Source organism: Streptomyces mashuensis (genome assembly GCF_014654785.1).
Classification (GTDB): Bacteria; Actinomycetota; Actinomycetes; order Streptomycetales; family Streptomycetaceae; genus Streptomyces; species Streptomyces mashuensis.
This window is the reverse complement of the sequence record NZ_BNBD01000006.1, coordinates 280238-299335: the sequence shown is the minus strand read 5'-3', so window position 1 is coordinate 299335 and position 19098 is coordinate 280238. Positions and strand designations below refer to the sequence as shown.

General features: G+C 70.9%; 19 protein-coding genes. All 19 read left to right on the top strand.

Going from position 1 to position 19098, the window contains the following annotated elements:
* The first annotated feature begins 14 nt into the window (after positions 1–14).
* The 19 genes from rho (at position 15) to IE305_RS17685 (ending at position 19031) form a co-directional block, all read left to right on the top strand.
* Positions 15–2012, top strand: coding sequence for a transcription termination factor Rho (gene rho / locus IE305_RS17775; RefSeq protein ID WP_190130591.1), 1998 nt, complete (start codon positions 15–17; stop codon positions 2010–2012).
* A 344-nt stretch (positions 2013–2356) separates the two neighbouring features.
* Positions 2357–3466, top strand: a complete 1110-nt coding sequence (locus tag IE305_RS17770; RefSeq protein ID WP_190130590.1) for an LCP family protein — start codon at positions 2357–2359, stop codon at positions 3464–3466.
* Between the two features lie 133 nt (positions 3467–3599).
* Complete coding sequence (rpmE, locus tag IE305_RS17765; RefSeq protein ID WP_190130589.1) at positions 3600–3824, top strand: 50S ribosomal protein L31; 225 nt, start codon at positions 3600–3602, stop codon at positions 3822–3824.
* A gap of 159 nt (positions 3825–3983) precedes the next feature.
* On the top strand, positions 3984–5072 hold the full coding sequence (prfA, locus tag IE305_RS17760; protein ID WP_190130588.1) for a peptide chain release factor 1: 1089 nt from the start codon (positions 3984–3986) through the stop codon (positions 5070–5072).
* An 86-nt stretch (positions 5073–5158) separates the two neighbouring features.
* Entirely contained in the window at positions 5159–6004 is an 846-nt protein-coding gene (gene prmC / locus IE305_RS17755) for a peptide chain release factor N(5)-glutamine methyltransferase (RefSeq protein WP_190130587.1), read from the top strand.
* Between the two features lie 47 nt (positions 6005–6051).
* Complete coding sequence (locus IE305_RS17750; RefSeq protein ID WP_190130586.1) at positions 6052–6699, top strand: L-threonylcarbamoyladenylate synthase; 648 nt, start codon at positions 6052–6054, stop codon at positions 6697–6699.
* Positions 6696–7349, top strand: a complete 654-nt coding sequence (locus tag IE305_RS17745; RefSeq protein ID WP_190130585.1) for an arsenate reductase/protein-tyrosine-phosphatase family protein — start codon at positions 6696–6698, stop codon at positions 7347–7349. Before IE305_RS17750 ends, IE305_RS17745 begins: the two co-directional genes overlap by 4 nt.
* A 124-nt stretch (positions 7350–7473) precedes the next feature.
* Positions 7474–8823 (top strand): serine hydroxymethyltransferase, encoded by a 1350-nt coding sequence (gene glyA, locus IE305_RS17740; RefSeq protein WP_190130584.1) that lies wholly within the window; start codon positions 7474–7476, stop codon positions 8821–8823.
* Positions 8824–8923: 100 nt separating this feature from the next.
* On the top strand, positions 8924–10300 hold the full coding sequence (locus IE305_RS17735; protein ID WP_190130708.1) for an MraY family glycosyltransferase: 1377 nt from the start codon (positions 8924–8926) through the stop codon (positions 10298–10300).
* 343 nt (positions 10301–10643) lie between these two features.
* Entirely contained in the window at positions 10644–11090 is a 447-nt protein-coding gene (locus tag IE305_RS17730; protein ID WP_190130583.1) for a Cg1360 family ATP-synthase-associated protein, read from the top strand.
* A gap of 282 nt (positions 11091–11372) precedes the next feature.
* Positions 11373–12167 (top strand): F0F1 ATP synthase subunit A, encoded by a 795-nt coding sequence (atpB, locus tag IE305_RS17725; protein ID WP_190130707.1) that lies wholly within the window; start codon positions 11373–11375, stop codon positions 12165–12167.
* A 77-nt stretch (positions 12168–12244) separates the two neighbouring features.
* Positions 12245–12496, top strand: a complete 252-nt coding sequence (atpE, locus tag IE305_RS17720) for an ATP synthase F0 subunit C (protein WP_190130582.1) — start codon at positions 12245–12247, stop codon at positions 12494–12496.
* Positions 12497–12532: 36 nt separating this feature from the next.
* Positions 12533–13096: a F0F1 ATP synthase subunit B gene (locus tag IE305_RS17715; protein ID WP_190130581.1), complete on the top strand. Its 564-nt coding sequence runs from the start codon at positions 12533–12535 to the stop codon at positions 13094–13096.
* Positions 13093–13908, top strand: a complete 816-nt coding sequence (locus IE305_RS17710; protein ID WP_190130580.1) for a F0F1 ATP synthase subunit delta — start codon at positions 13093–13095, stop codon at positions 13906–13908. Before IE305_RS17715 ends, IE305_RS17710 begins: the two co-directional genes overlap by 4 nt.
* 121 nt (positions 13909–14029) lie before the next feature.
* Positions 14030–15601, top strand: coding sequence for a F0F1 ATP synthase subunit alpha (gene atpA, locus IE305_RS17705; RefSeq protein ID WP_190130579.1), 1572 nt, complete (start codon positions 14030–14032; stop codon positions 15599–15601).
* Between the two features lie 4 nt (positions 15602–15605).
* Positions 15606–16526 (top strand): F0F1 ATP synthase subunit gamma, encoded by a 921-nt coding sequence (locus tag IE305_RS17700; protein WP_190130578.1) that lies wholly within the window; start codon positions 15606–15608, stop codon positions 16524–16526.
* A complete protein-coding gene (gene atpD / locus IE305_RS17695) occupies positions 16527–17969 on the top strand; it encodes a F0F1 ATP synthase subunit beta (RefSeq protein WP_190130577.1) in 1443 nt (480 codons plus the stop codon).
* Positions 17970–18080: 111 nt separating this feature from the next.
* On the top strand, positions 18081–18458 hold the full coding sequence (locus IE305_RS17690; RefSeq protein WP_190130576.1) for a F0F1 ATP synthase subunit epsilon: 378 nt from the start codon (positions 18081–18083) through the stop codon (positions 18456–18458).
* Positions 18459–18581: 123 nt separating this feature from the next.
* Complete coding sequence (locus tag IE305_RS17685) at positions 18582–19031, top strand: DUF2550 domain-containing protein (RefSeq protein ID WP_190130706.1); 450 nt, start codon at positions 18582–18584, stop codon at positions 19029–19031.
* Positions 19032–19098 lie beyond the last annotated feature (67 nt).

Genomic DNA, 19098 nt, shown 5'->3' with positions numbered 1-19098 from the left:
GGAAGGACCCCTTCGTGAGCGACACCACCGATCTGATGGGCGTGAACGCCACCGGCGCCTCCGCGCCCGCCACGGACGCTCCCGCCGCGCCTGCCTCCGGTGCTGCCACCGCCCCCAAGCGGCGCCGTTCGGGCACCGGCCTCGACGCCATGGTGCTGGCCGAGCTCCAGCAGCTCGCCTCCAGCCTCGGCATCAGGGGCACCGCGCGCATGCGCAAGGGCCAGCTGATCGAGGTCATCAAGGAGAAGCAGGCCGGAAGCTCCGCGTCCGCCAAGGCTGACGCGGCCCCCGCGGCCGGCGAGGCCGAGGGCACCAAGCCCAAGCGCCGCGCCACGTCCCGCGCCCGTACGGGTGAGGCCGCCGAGAAGACGGCCGAGAAGGCCGCCGCTGCCCAGCAGCAGATCGAGATCCCGGGCCAGCCTGCGGGCGAGGAGGCCCCGGCCGGCGAGCGCCGTCGCCGGCGCGCCACCGCCCCGGCCGGCAGCCCCGACGCCGCCGAGGCCGGTGCCCGTACCGAGGTCAAGGCCGAGGTGCGCACCGAGGCGCAGCCCGAGGCCAAGGCCGAGGCCGCGGCCGACACCGCCGAGGGCAAGGGCGCCAAGGGCGACCGCCAGGACCGCGGCGACCGCGGCCAGAAGGGCGAGCGCCGCGAGCGCCAGCGGGACCGCGACCGCCGCGGCAACCGCGACGGCGAGGCCGGCGGCGGCCAGCAGCAGGGCGGCGCGGGCCGCCAGCAGCGCGCCGAGCGTCCGCAGGACGACTTCGACGAGGACGGCGGCGGCCGGCGCGGCCGTCGTGGCCGCTACCGCGACCGCCGTGGCCGTCGTGGCCGCGAGGACTTCGCGGGCGAGCCGCAGGTGTCCGAGGACGACGTCCTGATCCCGGTCGCGGGCATCCTCGACATCCTCGACAACTACGCCTTCATCCGTACCTCCGGCTACCTGCCGGGCCCGAACGACGTCTACGTCTCCCTCGCCCAGGTCCGCAAGAACGGCCTGCGCAAGGGCGACCACGTCACCGGTGCGGTGCGGCAGCCCAAGGACGGCGAGCGCCGCGAGAAGTTCAACGCGCTCGTCCGCCTCGACTCGGTCAACGGCATGGCGCCCGAATCGGGCCGCGGGCGGCCGGAGTTCGGCAAGCTCACCCCGCTCTACCCGCAGGACCGGATGCGGCTGGAGACGGACCCGGGCGTGCTGACGACCCGGATCATCGACCTGGTCGCGCCCATCGGCAAGGGCCAGCGTGGTCTGATCGTGGCCCCGCCGAAGACCGGCAAGACCATGATCATGCAGGCGATCGCCAATGCGATCACCACCAACAACCCCGAGTGCCACCTGATGGTCGTCCTGGTCGACGAGCGTCCGGAAGAGGTCACCGACATGCAGCGGTCGGTCAAGGGCGAGGTCATCTCCTCGACCTTCGACCGCCCGGCCGAGGACCACACCACCGTCGCCGAGCTGGCCATCGAGCGCGCCAAGCGCCTCGTCGAGCTGGGTCACGACGTGGTCGTCCTGCTGGACTCGATCACCCGTCTGGGCCGCGCCTACAACCTGGCCGCCCCGGCCTCGGGCCGCATCCTGTCCGGTGGTGTCGACTCGACCGCGCTCTACCCGCCGAAGAAGTTCTTCGGTGCCGCGCGCAACATCGAGGACGGCGGCTCGCTGACCATCCTGGCCACCGCGCTGGTCGAGACCGGCTCGCGCATGGACGAGGTGATCTTCGAGGAGTTCAAGGGCACCGGCAACATGGAGCTCAAGCTCGACCGGAAGCTCTCGGACAAGCGCATCTTCCCGGCCGTGGACGTGGACGCCTCCAGCACCCGCAAGGAGGAGATCCTGCTCGGCGGCGAGGAGCTGTCGATCGTCTGGAAGCTGCGCCGCGTGCTGCACGCCCTCGACTCGCAGCAGGCGATCGAGCTGCTTCTCGACAAGATGAAGCAGACGAAGTCGAACGCCGAGTTCCTGATGCAGATCGCGAAGACCACGCCCTCGCCGGGCAACGGCAACGACTGATCGCATCGTCGCGAGCAACGAGCACGGAGCCTCCCCGTCACCTTCCCGGTGACGGGGAGGCTCCTCCCGTTTCCGGGCCCGTCGCCCCGCCGTCCCGCCGTCGTGATCTTTCCGTGACATTTTGAGATTTGCACCACAGCGACCCCGGCCGTCCACCGGCCGGATCGTCACCCCTCCCATGGCCGAAACCGCAGGTGAGGGCTGCAACGGCAGCATTTTGCGTACAACGTCCGACGTATCTTTTCTCAGACATTCCTCAGATACCGCTGTGCAACCCTGGCGCAGACTTCCCCGTCAACCAGCACGGGGCGAGCAGCGAAGGACTGCAAGGGACTGAGGGAGACATGGCCGAGGAGAGCAAGGGCAGGCGGGCCGGTGCCCACCGCCGTGGCGGGCGCGGCCGCCGCCGGAAGCCTCCGGTCCGCCGCAAGGGGCGCCGGATAGCCGCGTGGAGCGCGGCTGGTCTGGTGCTGTTCGGCGGCGCGGGCTGCGGCTACCTCTACCTGAAGTTCAACGGCAACCTGCACAGCGTCGACATCAACGCGGCCCTGGGCAAGAACCGCCCGGACAACGTCGACAACGGCTCGATGGACATCCTGCTGCTCGGCTCCGACTCCCGGGCCGGCGCCAATGGCAAGTACGGCCGCGACGAGGGCAGCTCCCGCTCCGACACGGCGATGATCGTCCACGTCTACGCGGGTCACAAGGAGGCCAGCGTGGTCTCCATCCCCCGCGACACCATCGTCTCCCGCCCCGCCTGCACCACCCCGTCCGGCAGGACGGTGCCCGCGGTGAAGCGCGAGCAGTTCAACGAGGCGTACTCCATCGGCGGCGCCGTCTGCGCGGTCAAGACCGTCGAGGCGATGACCAACATCCGCATGGACCACTACCTGGAGGTCGACTTCGCCGGCTTCCAGAACCTGATCGACAAGCTCGGCGGCGTGAAGGTCACCACCACCAAGCCGATCAACGACCGGTGGAGCCACCTCAAGCTGGACGCCGGCGAGCACGTCCTCACCGGCGAGCAGTCGCTCGGCCTGGTCCGCACCCGGCACGGCGTGGGCGACGGCAGCGACCTCGGCCGGATCAAGCTCCAGCAGGCGTTCATCAAGGCGCTGCTGGACCAGGTGAAGTCGGTCGGCCTGTTCACCAGCCCCACCAAGCTCTACGGCATCGCCGACACCGCCACCAAGGCGCTCACCACCGACAAGGACCTGGCCTCCGTCGACAAGCTCTACGGCTTCGCCAACAGCCTCAAGGGCATCGGCTCCGGCGACATGCGCATGGTGACGCTGCCCGTCGGCCCCGACCCCCGCGACCAGGACCGGGTGATTCCGCTGCCGGCCGCCACCGAGGCCCTCTGGGCCGCCCTGCGCGACGACAAGCCCGTCCCGGACGTCGCCCTCAAGGAGGGCGACGGCGCGAAGACGCAGGCCGACGACGTGGTGAAATAGCCCGGGAATACCGGCCGGCCGCCCCCCGTTTTGGGGGATGCGGCCAGTACTGGCAGACTGGTACGTCGGCCCCGGTTCACGTAAGGCAATCCCGCCTCTACGACCCGGTGCCCTCCCGAACCTAGGAGAACCCTTGAAGCGCGACATCCACCCGGAGTACGTCGAGACCCAGGTCAGCTGCACCTGCGGTAACTCGTTCACCACCCGTAGCACGATCGACGGCGGCGTCATCCGCGCCGAGGTCTGCTCGGCTTGCCACCCCTTCTACACCGGCAAGCAGAAGATCCTCGACACCGGTGGCCGCGTGGCGCGGTTCGAGGCCCGCTTCGGCAAGAACGCCGGGTCGGCGAAGAAGTAGCGACCCCCAGGCGCCGGTCCGCGGGCACCCTTCGTGCGAGGGGTGCCCGGACCGGCGCTTTGTCGTCCGGCAGGACCGGCCCCGAGGGCCGGCCCGCAGGCCGCAGCACCCAGGCCCGTACCTTCGCCTTCATCTCCACCAGTCCACCAGGGAATCTTGATGTTCGAGGCAGTCGAGGAACTGGTCGGTGAACACGCCGACCTCGAGAAGCGGCTCGCCGACCCCGCCGTCCACGCGGACCAGGCGAACGCCCGCAAGCTCAACAAGCGCTACGCCGAGCTGACCCCGATCGTCGGCACCTACCGCGCCTGGCGGCGGACCGGGGACGACATCGAGACCGCCCGCGAGTTCGCCGCGGACGATCCCGACTTCGCCGCCGAGGTCAAGGAGCTGGAGAAGACGCGCGAGGGGCTCACCGAGAAGCTCCGGCTGCTGCTGGTCCCGCGCGACCCCAGCGACGACAAGGACGTCATCCTCGAGATCAAGGCGGGCGCGGGCGGCGACGAGTCGGCGCTCTTCGCCGGCGACCTGCTGCGCATGTACCTGCGCTACGCGGAGCGCGTCGGCTGGAAGACCGAGATCATCGACGCCACCGAGTCCGAGCTGGGCGGCTACAAGGACGTCCAGGTCGCGGTGAAGGCGAAACCTCATCGGGACAGCAACGGCGCCACCGAGCCCGGCCAGGGCGTCTGGGCCCGCCTGAAGTACGAGGGCGGCGTGCACCGCGTCCAGCGCGTGCCGGCCACCGAGTCGCAGGGCCGCATCCACACCTCCGCCGCGGGCGTGCTCGTCACCCCCGAGGCCGAGGAGATCGACGTCGAGATCAACCCCAACGACCTGCGGATCGACGTCTACCGCTCGTCGGGCCCCGGCGGCCAGTCGGTCAACACCACCGACTCCGCCGTGCGCATCACCCACCTGCCCACCGGCGTGGTGGCCTCCTGCCAGAACGAGAAGAGCCAGCTCCAGAACAAGGAGCAGGCCATGCGCATCCTGCGCTCCCGGCTGCTGGCCGCCGCCCAGGAGGAGGCCGAGCGCAACGCCGCCGACGCGCGCCGCAGCCAGGTCCGCACGGTGGACCGGTCCGAGAAGATCCGCACCTACAACTTCCCGGAAAACCGCATTTCGGACCACCGCGTGGGGTTCAAGGCGTACAACTTGGACCAGGTGCTCGACGGCGATCTGGACGCGGTGATCCAGGCGTGCGTCGACGCCGACTCGGCCGCCAAGCTCGCCGCGACGAGCTGACGGCCGGCCGACGGCCGATGCCCCGGCCGGCGACGGCCCCGACCGGCCGACCGACCGGTGTGTGACCAGGACGCGAGAGGACCAACGTGAATCTGCTGCTCGCAGAGGTGGCGCAAGCCACCCAGCGGCTGGCCGACGCCGGCGTGCCGTCTCCGCGCTTCGACGCGGAGGAGCTCGCCGCCTTTGTGCACGGCGTCAAGCGGGGTGAGCTGCACACCGTCCCCGACGCGGACTTCGACGCCCGCTACTGGGAGGCGGTGGCGCGCCGCGAGGCCCGCGAGCCGCTGCAGCACATCACCGGCCGCGCCTTCTTCCGCTACCTGGAGCTCCAGGTGGGCCCCGGCGTGTTCGTGCCCCGCCCCGAGACCGAGTCGGTCGTGGGCTGGGCCATAGACGCCGTCCGGGCCATGGACGTCGTCGAACCGCTGATCGTCGACCTGTGCACCGGCTCCGGCGCCATCGCGCTGGCCCTCGCCCAGGAAGTGCCCCGGTCCCGGGTGCACGCCGTCGAGCTCGACGAGTCCGCCCTGGCCTGGGCGCAGAAGAACGTCGAGGGCTCCCGGGTCAAGCTGCACCACGGCAACGCCCTGACCGCCCTGCCCGAACTGGACGGCCAGGTCGACCTGGTGATCTCCAACCCGCCGTACATCCCGCTCACCGAGTGGGAGTACGTGGCCCCCGAGGCCCGCGACCACGACCCCGAGCTCGCGCTGTTCTCCGGCGAGGACGGCCTGGACACCATCCGGGGCCTGGAGCGCACCGCCCACCGCCTGCTGCGGCCCGGCGGCGTCGTCGTCATCGAGCACGCCGACACCCAGGGCGGCCAGGTCCCGTGGATCTTCGCCGAGGAGAAGGGCTGGGCGGACGCGGCCGACCACCCCGACCTCAACAACCGGCCCCGCTTCGCCACGGCCCGCAAGGCGCTCCCGTGAGCGTCGCACGACTTTCGACCGACACCCGGCCCGAGGAGGTCTCCTAAATGGCACGGCGATACGACTGCAGCGACGCGCAGGACCGCAGGACCGGTCTGCGCGAGGCAGCCGCCGCGGTCCGCCGCGGTGAGCTGGTCGTCCTGCCCACCGACACCGTGTACGGCGTCGGCGCGGACGCCTTCAGCCGCGACGCCGTGGCCGACCTCCTCAAGGCCAAGGGCCGCGGCCGCGGCATGCCCTCGCCCGTCCTCGTCGGCTCCCCGAACACGCTGCACGGCCTGGTCACCGACTTCTCCGAGCAGGCGTGGGAGCTCGTCGACGCCTTCTGGCCCGGCGCCCTCACCCTGGTCGCCAAGCACCAGCCGTCCCTCACCTGGGACCTCGGCGAGACCCGCGGCACCGTCGCGGTCCGCATGCCGCTGCACCCCGTGGCCATCGAGCTGCTCACCGAGTTCGGCCCCATGGCGGTCTCCAGCGCCAACCTCACCGGCCACCCCGCGCCGCAGACCTGCGACGCCGCCCAGGAGATGCTCGGCGACTCCGTCTCCGTCTACCTCGACGGCGGCGCCACCCCCGCCGACGTGCCGTCCTCCATCGTGGACGTCACCGGCGAGGTGCCCGTCCTGCTGCGCGCCGGCGCGCTGAGCGCCGAGCAGCTGCGCGAGGTGGTACCCGAACTCGAGGTGGCCAATTGATCGCCCCACAGGGGCGTGGCATAGCGGGACCGGACACCTCCACCGACACCTTCCGCATCCTCCACGTCAGCACCGGCAACGTCTGCCGCTCGCCCATCACCGAGCGGCTGACCCTGCACGCCCTCACGCACCGCCTGGGCGACCCCCGGGCGGGCGGCGTGGTGGTGGAGAGCGCCGGCACCTGGGGCCACGAGGGCGCGCCCATGGAGGCGCACGCCGCCACGGTCCTCGCCGACTTCGGTGCCGACCCGCACGGCTTCATTGGCCGGGAGCTGCTCGACGAGCACGTCATCCGCGCCGACCTGGTGCTCACCGCCACCCGCGACCACCGCGCCCAGGTCATCTCCATGGGCCACTCGGCGGGGCTGCGCACGTTCACGCTGAAGGAGTTCACCCGCCTCGTACGGGCCATAGACCCCGCCACGCTGCCCGACCCCGAGCGGGCCGGCGGTGTCGTCGAGCGGGCCCGTGCCCTGGTGCAGGCCGCCGCCGCGCTGCGCGGCTGGCTGCTGGCGCCCAGCGCGGAGGCCGACGAGGTGCACGACCCGTACGGCGCCCCGATCACCTTCTTCCGGTCCATCGGCGACGAGATCAACCAGGCCCTGGACCCCGTCGTCACCGCCCTCACCGGCGTCCCCGCCCGGCACTGAGGTTCCGGGGCCGCACGGCCCTGCGGCCGCACCCCGGCGGGCCTACATTGGGGGTGAGCCCCCGCGATCCCGCCGGGTGCCCCCGCACCCGGACACCGCCCGCTCCTCACGCCCGGAGGCGGCCATGTCCGCAACCCCCGCACCGGCCGGCGGCATCCGTACGGCGGCCCTCCCCGAGGCCGCACCGGCGACCCCCGTGCCCTCCGCGGCGCCTCCACCGCACCCCGCCTGGGGCGACGGCTTCGCGGACCTGCTGCGCGCCGACCCCGACGTCGCCGGGCTGCTGCTCGCCGAGGCCGAGCGGCAGACCACCGGGCTCCAGCTGACCGCCGCGGAGAACTTCGCCTCGCCCGCCGTCCTCGCCGCGCTCGGCTCGCCGCTCACCAACAAGTACGCCGAGGGCTACCCCGGCGCCCGCCACCACGGCGGCTGCGAGATCGTCGACATGGCCGAACGCCTCGCCACGGGCCGCGCCACGGCCCTGTTCGGCGCCGACCACGCCAACGTGCAGCCGCACTCGGGCACCGCCGCCGTGCTCGCGGCGTACGCGGCCGTCCTGGCGCCCGGCGACACCGTGCTCGCCCTCGACCTGCACCACGGCGGCCACCTGGTGCACGGCTCGCCGGCCACCCTGGCCGGTTCCCGCTACCGCTTCGTCGGCTACGGGCTCTGCCCGGAGACGGGCCTGATCGACTACGACCGCGTCCGCGACCTCGCCCGCCGGCACCGCCCCCGCGCCCTCGTGTGCGGCTCCACGTCCTACCCGCGCCACCCCGACTACGCGGCCTTCCGCGAGATCGCCGACGAGACCGGGGCCGTGCTGATCGTCGACGCCGCCCACCCCATCGGCCTGGTCGCCGGGGGAGCGGCGCCCAGCCCGGTGCCGTACGCCGACGTGGTCTGCGCCACCACCCACAAGGTGCTGCGCGGGCCCCGGGGCGGGCTCCTGCTGTGCGGCACGGACCGGGCGGGTGCCGTGGACCGCGCGGTCTTCCCGCACGCCCAGGGCGGCGCCCAGATGCAGGAGGTGGCCGCCAAGGCCGTCGCGTTCGGGGAGGCGGCAACCCCGGCGTTCGCCGCGTACGCCCATCAGGTGGTGGCCAACGCGCGGGCGCTGGCCGCGGCCCTCGCCGAGGAGGGCTTCGGCATCGCCACCGGCGGCACCGACACCCACCTCGTGGCCGCCGACGTGACGCCGCTGGGCGTCGACGCGGCCACCGCGCGCCGCCGGCTGGCCGCGGCGGCCATCGTCCTCGACACCTGTGGCCTGGGCCCGGGCGCCGCCCGCGGCCTGCGGCTGGGCACCGCGGCGATCACCACGCAGGGCCTGGGCACGGCCGAGATGGCCCAGGTCGCGGGGGTGATGGCGGCGGCCGTCCGGGCGGGCTCGCCGGGCGGCCCGGAGGTCGCCGAAGTCCGGGCCCAGGTGGCCGGACTGGCCGGAAGGTTCCCCCCGTATCGCTCCCACATGTGATCATTTGCAACCGCCACGGCCCCCGGGGCGTCTTCTCCCGCGTTCACGGAACGGGGGCGGACGCGAATATGGTGTGGGGCTGTGATGTCCAGCGCGACCCCTGGGGCAGCCCGTGCGTGAATACCTGCTGACGTTGTGCGTCACCGCGGCGGTCACCTACCTGCTGACGGGACCGGTGCGGAAGTTCGCGATCGCCGCCGGCGCCATGCCGGAGATCCGGGCGCGCGACGTGCACCGGGAGCCGACGCCGCGCCTCGGCGGGATCGCGATGTTCGGCGGGCTGTGCGCGGGGCTGCTGGTGGCCGCGCACCTGTCGAACCTGCGGCGCGTCTTCGAGCTGTCCAACGAGCCCAGAGCGCTGCTGTCCGGCGCGGGCCTGATCTGGCTGCTGGGCGTGCTGGACGACAAGTGGGGCGTGGACGCCCTGGTGAAGCTGGGCGGCCAGATGATCGCCGCCGGTGTGATGGTGCTCCAGGGCCTGACCATCCTGTTCATCCCGGTGCCCGGCGTGGGCACGGTGTCGCTCACGCCGATGCAGGGCACCCTGCTGACCGTCGCGCTCATCGTCATCACCATCAACGCCGTGAACTTCGTCGACGGCCTGGACGGCCTGGCGGCCGGCATGGTGTGCATCGCCGCGGCCGCGTTCTTCCTCTACGCGTACCGGCTGTGGTTCGGCCACGGCCTGGAGGCCGCCGCGCCCGCGACGCTGTTCGCCGCCGTGCTGATGGGCATGTGCCTGGGCTTCCTGCCGCACAACATGCACCCCGCGCGGATCTTCATGGGCGACTCCGGGTCGATGCTCATCGGCCTGGTGCTGGCGGCCGGCGCCATCTCCATCACCGGCCAGGTCGACCCGGACGCGCTGGCGCTGTGGGCGGGGTCGGAGCGGGCCGCGGTGACCACCACCGTGCCCGTCTACATCCCGCTGCTGCTGCCGCTGACGGTGATCGCGGTGCCCGTCGCGGACCTGCTGCTGGCCATCGTGCGGCGCACCTGGAAGGGGCAGTCGCCGTTCGCCGCGGACCGCGGTCACCTGCACCACCGGCTGCTGGAGATCGGCCACTCGCACAGCCGGGCCGTGCTGATCATGTACTTCTGGTCGGCGCTCATCGCCTTCGGCACCGTGGCCTACTCGGTGAACTCGGCGAGCATGTGGATCCTGCTGGTCGTGGTCTTCCTCAGCGCGGTGGGCCTGGTGCTGCTGCTGATGCCGCGGTTCACGCCGCGCGCCCCGCGCTGGGCCGAGCGGTTCGTGCCGCCGCGCTACCGCCGCCGGGCGGTGCCCGCCGCCGCGCAGGCCGCCGGTGCCGGGCCGGCGGTGGACGCCGACGCGGACGGGAGTGCGGACGGGAGCGCGGACGGGGAGGCCGCCGCGGAGCGCCGCCGTCCGGTGCCGGCCGGGCTGCACGGCGCGACGGCGATCGGCGACCGGTCGCGGTTCGCGCACGCCCGCCGCAGCCTGCCCCGCGACTGACCGGGGGCTGACCCGGGGTCTGACGAGCCGTAAGCATTCCGTAGGCGTTCGTGGGCAGGGAGTGTGGCGTGTGTCATGAACGGGGCGTGTCCCGGGGCGCCGCATAGCAGAGGGAAAGGCCCCTCGTCACCCCGATGACCTGCGCATTGACCCCTGAGTGTGACATGCGGCACACGAAGTAGGTAAAGACCTCATCAAATAGTTTGTGATACCGTTCACGAAACCGGGAGTTAGAGCCGAAGGGTCGCGACAGGGCGGCACTTCGCTGCGAGCCGTGCCTCATTCCCGGGGATACGCTCGTCACGACGAATCGTTGCTTCCGACTTTCGCCGGAGAACCCTTCATGCAGTCCAACGACGCCCGAACGCTCCTGCAGTGCGCCGTGCCGACCGCCGTCACCGGCGTGCTCGCCGTCGCCCTTGCCTACGCTCTGGCCGGCGGGAAGGGCTCCGTCGGGGCTGCCGTGGGGGTCGCCCTGGCGGCCGGAGTCATGGCCATGGGCCTGGTGGTCCTCCAGCGGACCGCCAAGCACCTGCCCGACCTGTTCCAGATGATGGGGCTGCTGCTCTACGTCGTCCAGGTCCTGCTGGTCGGTGTCTTCCTGATGGCCTTCAAGAACACCACGCTCTTCAACACCAAGGCCTTCGCCTTCTCGTTGCTCGCCGCGACCCTCGTGTGGATCGGGGCCCAGACGCGTTCCTACCTGAAGGCCAAGATTCTGTACGTGGACCCCGGGTCGGGCGACGCGTCGGGCGGCGGCACGTCCGCCCCCGCCGGTTCCGTGTCATGAGTGGTAGGCCCGGGATAAAGACGCGCGTGCTCACCTGCTATCGTCCGGTGCCATCTGAGGTGCAGCGGACGCAGGCGGCCGCATCCCCGAACTTCCCGGGTGACAGCCGGCGGCCCGTGCGGCTGACGCCTGCAACGCCTGACGGCCGTCACCGGCCGACCTGCCGCACCCCTGTCCGTAAGACCAGTCCAGTGCCGTTCCGTGGCTGCGCGCCGCGCCGACACAACGAGGTTGCCGTACCTATGCGCCACGCTGAAGGAGCTCGCGGTGAGTGCTGACCAGATGCTCGCCTTCGAGACCGATTGCCACATCTTCCAAGGGTGCGGCTTCCCGGCTCCGGGGCTCCACTCATTCGTCTTCGAGCCGCTCTTCACCGTCGGCGGCTTCGAATTCAACAAGCCGATGCTGCTGGCGATCCTCGGCTCGCTCGTCGTCGTGGGGTTCTTCTGGGCGGCTTTCGGCAGGGCCAAGGTGGTCCCGGGCAAGCTCCAGATGATCGGTGAGGCCGGTTACGACTTCGTCCGGCGGGGCCTCGTCTACGACGCCCTGGGGAAGAAGGAGGGCGAGAAGTACGTCCCCCTCATGGTCTCCCTGTTCTTCTTCGTCTGGATGATGAACCTCTGGTCGATCATCCCGGTGGCGTCCTTCCCGGTGACCTCGATCATCGCCTACCCCGCGGGCCTGGCGCTGATGGTCTACATCCTCTGGGTCGGCCTGACCTTCAAGAAGCACGGCTTCGTCGGCGCCTGGAAGAACATCACCGGCTACGACAAGACGCTCGGCTGGATCCTTCCCCTGATCGTGGTGCTCGAGTTCTTCTCGAACCTGATCATCCGGCCCTTCACCCACGCGGTCCGGCTCTTCGCCAACATGTTCGCCGGTCACATGCTCATCGTGATGTTCACGATCGCCAGCTGGTACCTGCTGAACGGGATCGGCATCGCCTACGCGAGCGCGTCCTTCGTGATGACGATCGTGATGACCGCCTTCGAGCTCTTCATCCAGGCCGTCCAGGCGTACGTCTTCGTCCTGCTGGCCTGCAACTACGTCCAGGGCGCGCTCGCCGAGCACCACTGAGCACCCGCTCCTCCCCGTACTGACAGACGTCCGGTGGCCAACCCCCACCGGTCCGTGAAAGAGAAGGAAGTAACGGCATGTCCGCTGCTCTCGAAATGGTCAACCTCGCCTCCAAGGACGCCTTCACCGGCAGCGCCAGCGCGATCGGCTACGGCCTCGCTGCCATCGGCCCCGGCGTCGGCGTCGGCATCATCTTCGGCAACGGCACCCAGGCCCTGGCCCGCCAGCCCGAGGCCGCCGGCCTCATCCGCACCAACCAGATCATGGGCTTCGCCTTCTGTGAGGCGCTCGCCCTGATCGGCATCGTCATGGGCTTCGTTTACCAGTAAACCGACCCGCGACTGTTTCCGACGAAAGGCACTGATGTGTACGCCCTGACGCACTTGGCGTCCGAGGAGATGGAGAACCCTCTCCTCCCGCCGATGCCAGAGCTCGTCATCGGCATCGTCGCCTTCCTCATCGTCTTCCTGTTCCTCGGCAAGAAGCTCCTCCCGAACATCAACAAGGTTCTGGAGGAGCGCCGGGCGGCCATCGAAGGCGGCATGGAGCAGGCCAAGGCCGCGAAGGACGAGGCGCAGCAGGTACTCGAGGACTACCGTGCCCAGCTCGCCGACGCCCGGCACGAGGCCGCGCGCCTGCGCCAGGAGGCGCAGGAGCAGGGCGTCACGATGATCGCCGAGATGCGGGCCGAGGGCCAGCGGCAGCGCGACGAGATCGTCGCCGCGGGCCACGCCCAGGTCGAGGCCGACCGCAAGGCCGCCGCGGCCGCGCTGCGTCAGGACGTGGGCCGGCTGGCCATCGACCTGGCGAGCCGGATCGTGGGCGAGTCCCTGCAGGACCAGGCCCGGCAGAGCCGTACCGTCGACCGCTTCCTCGACGCGCTCGAGGAGCAGCCGGCGGCCGTGACGAAGGCAGAGGCGACCCGATGAACGGAGCGAGCCGGGAGGCCCTGGCCTCCGCCCGGGACGGTCTGGACGCGCTGGCGGACAACACCTCGGTCGACGCCGCGAAGCTGGCCGAGGAGCTGGCCGCGGTCACGGCGCTGCTGGACCGTGAGGTCTCCCTGCGCCGGGTCCTGACCGACCCGGCGCAGCCGGGCGCCGCCAAGGCCGAGCTGGCCGGCCGGCTGCTGCGCGGCCAGGTGGGCGACGCGTGCGCCGACCTGGTCACGGGCATGGTCCGGTCCCGCTGGTCCTCCTCGCGCGACCTGGTCGACGCGCTGGAGGAGCTGGCCGCGAGCGCCGACCTGATCGCCGCCGAGCGGTCGGGCGACCTCGACGACGTGGAGGACGAGGTGTTCCGCTTCGGGCGGATCGTCACGTCCAACTCGGAGCTGCGGGCGGCGCTGGCCGACCGTGTCGCCGGCCGTGAGGCCAAGGCGGCTCTCGTGCGGGAGCTGCTGGGCGGCCGGGCGAAGCCGGTCACGGAGCGCCTCGTGCTCCGCCTGGTGACCGCGCCGCGTGGCCGTAGCCTGGAAGGTGGGCTGAATGCCCTCTCCAAGCTGGCCGCGGACCGCCGGGACCGCATGGTCGCGGAGGTCACCACCGCGGTGCCGCTGAGCGACCAGCAGAAGCAGCGCCTGGGGAACGCCCTGGCCGGGCTGTACGGGCGACGCGTCCACCTGAACCTGGACGTGGACCCCGAGGTGGTCGGCGGCGTCCAGGTGCGGATCGGCGACGAGGTCATCGACGGCACCATCGCCGAGCGGCTCGCCGAGGCGGGCCGTCGGATGGCCGGCTGACCAGCCACCAACTCAAGAGCATGTACTGACGGCCCGGGTTGGGCCGACGGTGTCCTCTGGGGGACAGTCCCCAGACCCCCCAGAATTACTTAGGGCCCAACAAGGAGAGCAGGGAACCCAGATGGCGGAGCTCACGATCCGGCCGGAGGAGATCCGGGACGCGCTGGAGAACTTTGTCCAGGCGTACAAGCCGGACGCGGCCTCGCGCGAGGAGGTCGGTACGGTCAGCGTTGCCGGCGACGGCATCGCGAAGGTCGAGGGTCTTCCCTCGGCCATGGCGAACGAGCTGCTGCGGTTCGAGGACGGCACCCTCGGTCTCGCCCTCAACCTCGAGGAGCGCGAGATCGGTGCGGTCATCCTCGGCGAGTTCAGCGGCATCGAGGAGGGCCAGCCGGTGCACCGCACCGGTGAGGTGCTCTCCGTCGCGGTGGGCGAGGGCTACCTCGGCCGCGTCGTCGACCCGCTGGGCAACCCGATCGACGGCCTCGGCGAGATCGCGACCGAGGGCCGCCGCGCCCTCGAACTGCAGGCCCCCGGCGTCATGGTCCGCAAGTCGGTCCACGAGCCGATGGAGACCGGCTACAAGGCCGTCGACGCCATGACCCCGGTCGGCCGTGGCCAGCGTCAGCTGATCATCGGTGACCGCCAGACCGGCAAGACCGCGCTCGCGATCGACACGATCATCAACCAGCGCGACAACTGGCGCTCCGGCGACCCGAAGAAGCAGGTCCGCTGCATCTACGTCGCCATCGGCCAGAAGGGCTCCACCATCGCGTCCGTGCGCGGCGCGCTGGAGGAGGCCGGCGCCCTGGAGTACACGACCATCGTCGCCGCTCCCGCGTCCGACCCGGCCGGCTTCAAGTACCTCGCCCCCTACACCGGCTCGGCCATCGGCCAGCACTGGATGTACCAGGGCAAGCACGTGCTGATCGTCTTCGACGACCTCTCCAAGCAGGCCGACGCCTACCGCGCCGTCTCCCTGCTGCTGCGCCGCCCGCCGGGCCGTGAGGCCTACCCGGGTGACGTCTTCTACCTGCACTCGCGTCTGCTGGAGCGCTGCGCCAAGCTCTCCGACGACATGGGCGCCGGTTCGATGACGGGTCTGCCGATCGTCGAGACCAAGGCCAACGACGTCTCGGCGTTCATCCCGACCAACGTCATCTCCATCACCGACGGCCAGTGCTTCCTGGAGTCCGACCTGTTCAACGCCGGTCAGCGCCCGGCCCTGAACGTCGGTATCTCGGTCTCCCGTGTCGGTGGCTCCGCCCAGCACAAGGCCATGAAGCAGGTCTCCGGCCGGCTCCGCGTGGACCTCGCCCAGTACCGCGAGCTGGAGGCGTTCGCCGCCTTCGGTTCCGACCTGGACGCCGCGTCGAAGGCCGCCCTGGAGCGCGGTAAGCGCATGGTCGAGCTGCTGAAGCAGGCCCAGTACGCGCCGTACGCCACCGAGGACCAGGTCGTCTCGATCTGGGCCGGCACCACGGGCAAGATGGACGACGTCCCGGTCGAGGACATCCGCCGCTTCGAGCGCGAGCTGCTCGACTTCCTGCACCGCGAGCACAAGGGTCTGATGACCTCCATCCGCGAGGGCGGCAAGATGTCCGACGACACGCTGCAGGCCGTGGGCGACGCGATCGCCGCGTTCAAGCAGCAGTTCGAGACCTCGGACGGCAAGCTGCTGGGCGAGGGCTGAGCATATGGGTGCCCAGCTCCGGGTCTACAAGAGGCGGATCAAGTCCGTCTCCGCGACCAAGAAGATCACCAAGGCGATGGAGATGATCGCCGCCTCGCGCATCGTCAAGGCACAGCGCCAGGTGGCCGCGTCCACTCCGTACGCCAGTGAGCTCACCCGGGCAGTGACCGCGGTTGCCACCGGCTCCAACACCAAGCACGCCCTGACCACCGAGGTCGACAACCCGGTCCGGGCCGCGGTCCTGCTCGTCACGAGCGACCGCGGTCTGGCCGGCGGCTACTCGTCCAACGCGATCAAGGCCGCCGAGCAGCTCACCCAGCGCCTCAAGGCGCAGGGCAAGGACGTCGTCACGTACATCGTCGGCCGCAAGGGCGTCGCGTACTACGGCTTCCGCGAGCGCCCGGTCGCCGGCTCGTGGACGGGCTTCACCGACAGCCCGACCTACGCCGACGCCAAGCGCGTGGCCGGCCCGCTGATCGAGGCGGTCCAGCTGGACACGGCCGAGGGCGGCGTGGACGAGCTGCACATCGTCTTCACGGAGTTCGTGTCGATGATGACGCAGACGCCGGTCGACAAGCGGCTGCTGCCGCTGAGCCTCGAGGTCACGGCGGAGGAGACGGAGGCGGTCAAGGACAAGATCCTGCCGCTGTACGACTTCGAGCCGTCCGACGAGGCGGTGCTCGACGCACTGCTGCCGCGGTACGTCGAGTCGCGGATCTACAACGCCCTGCTGCAGGCCGCCGCCTCCGAGCACGCGGCCCGCCGCCGGGCGATGAAGTCGGCGACCGACAACGCCGAGGAGCTCATCAAGTCGCTCACGCGGCTTGCCAACGCGGCCCGACAGGCCGACATCACCCAGGAAATCAGCGAGATCGTCGGTGGCGCCAGCGCCCTGGCCGACGCGACCGCGGGGAGTGACCGATAAATGACCACCACTGTTGAGACGGCCGCCGCGACGGGCCGCGTCGCCCGGGTCATCGGCCCGGTCGTCGACGTGGAGTTCCCCGTCGACGCGATGCCGGAGATCTACAACGCCCTGACCGTCGAGGTCGCCGACCCGGCCGAGGCCGGGAAGAAGAAGACCCTGACGCTCGAGGTCGCGCAGCACCTGGGCGAGGGCCTGGTGCGCGCCATCTCCATGGAGCCCACCGACGGCCTGGTCCGTCAGGCCCCGGTGACCGACACCGGCGACGGCATCACCGTGCCCGTCGGCGACGTCACCAAGGGCCGGGTGTTCAACACCCTCGGCAAGATCCTGAACGAGCCCGAGGCCGAGGCCGAGGTCACCGAGCGCTGGTCCATCCACCGCAAGGCCCCGGCGTTCGACCAGCTCGAGTCGAAGACCGAGATGTTCGAGACCGGTCTGAAGGTCGTCGACCTGCTGACCCCGTACGTCAAGGGCGGCAAGATCGGTCTGTTCGGTGGTGCCGGTGTCGGCAAGACCGTTCTGATCCAGGAAATGATCATGCGTGTGGCCAAGCTGCACGATGGTGTTTCCGTGTTCGCCGGCGTCGGCGAGCGCACCCGTGAGGGCAACGACCTCATCCACGAGATGGCCGACTCGGGCGTTCTGGACAAGACCGCCCTGGTCTTCGGCCAGATGGACGAGCCCCCGGGCACCCGTCTGCGCGTGGCCCTGGCCGGTCTGACCATGGCGGAGTACTTCCGCGATGTGCAGAAGCAGGACGTGCTGTTCTTCATCGACAACATCTTCCGCTTCACCCAGGCCGGTTCCGAGGTCTCCACCCTGCTGGGCCGCATGCCCTCCGCGGTGGGTTACCAGCCGAACCTGGCCGACGAGATGGGCCTCCTCCAGGAGCGCATCACCTCGACCCGTGGTCACTCGATCACCTCGATGCAGGCGATCTACGTCCCCGCGGACGACCTGACCGACCCGGCCCCGGCGACGACCTTCGCCCACCTGGACGCGACCACCGTTCTCTCGCGTCCGATCTCGGAGAAGGGCATCTACCCGGCGGTGGACCCGCTGGACTCGACGTCCCGCATCCTGGACCCGCGCTACATCACGCAGGAGCACTACGAGTGCGCCTCCCGCGTCAAGGGGATCCTGCAGAAGTACAAGGACCTCCAGGACATCATCGCCATCCTCGGCATCGACGAGCTCGGCGAGGAGGACAAGCTCGTCGTGCACCGCGCCCGTCGTGTCGAGCGCTTCCTGTCGCAGAACACCCACGCGGCGAAGCAGTTCACCGGCGTCGACGGCTCGGACGTGCCGCTGGACGAGTCCATCGCCGCGTTCAACGCGATCTGCGACGGTGAGTTCGACCACTTCCCCGAGCAGGCCTTCTTCATGTGCGGCGGTCTCGAGGACCTGAAGAAGAACGCCAAGGAGCTGGGCGTCTCCTGAGCCCCGTGCTCACGGACCGGGGGCGGGGCGCCCCCGCCCCCGGTCCGTACGTCCCCTATTCTTTGACCCAACACCCGCCGTGCCCGGCGGGTGGAGACCCGAGGAGCCACGTTGGCTGCTGAGCTGCACGTCGAGCTGGTCGCGGCGGACCGAAGCGTCTGGTCCGGCGAGGCCACTCTGGTCATCGCGCGTACCACATCGGGTGACATCGGCGTCATGCCCGGCCACCAGCCGCTGCTCGGTGTGCTCGAGTCCGGCCCGGTGACCATCAAGACCGCCGACGGCGCGACCGTCGTCGCCGCGGTGCACGGTGGGTTCATCTCGTTCGCCGACGACAAGCTCTCGCTGCTCGCGGAGATCGCGGAGCTCGCCGACGAGATCGACGTCGAGCGCGCGGAGCGGGCGCTCGAGCGCGCCAAGTCGGAGGCGGACGCCGCCGCCGAGCGGCGCGCGGATGTCCGGCTGAAGGCGGTCACGGGCGTTCACTAGCCCGAGATCCGCTACACGTACGTCCCTCAGCCGCGGACCGCACTGGAAGATCCCAGGGCGGTCCGCGGCTGAGGCAATAACGCAGGTGCGGTTGCTCTAGATGATGCGAGGAGGTCGGTGGAGATGGTCCTCGCGCTGCTCGTGAGCGGCATCGTCGTCCTGCTGGTGCTGGCGGGGCTGTTCGTCTTCGGACTGCGCAGACGGCTCATCCAGCGGTCCGGCGGTACGTTCGACTGCAGCCTGCGCTGGAACGTTCCCGAGGACGACCCCGAACCCGCCGGCAAGGGCTGGGTGTACGGGGTCGCGCGCTACAACGGTGACCGGATCGAGTGGTTCCGGGTCTTCTCGTACGCACCCCGGCCGCGCCGGGTCCTGGACCGGGACGCCATCGAGGTGGTGCGCCGCCGCGTCCCGCAGGGCGAGGAGGAGCTCGCGCTGCTGTCGGACGCGGTCGTCCTGGTGTGCCGGCACCGGGAGACGCTCCTGGAGCTGGCGATGAGCGAGGACGCACTGACCGGCTTCCTGGCCTGGCTGGAGGCGGCGCCGCCGGGCCAGCGCGTGAACGTTGCCTGAACCCCGTGGTGGGGGTGCCCCCGGACGGAGTCTGGGGGAGTGGCCTGAACCCCGTGGTGGGGGTGCC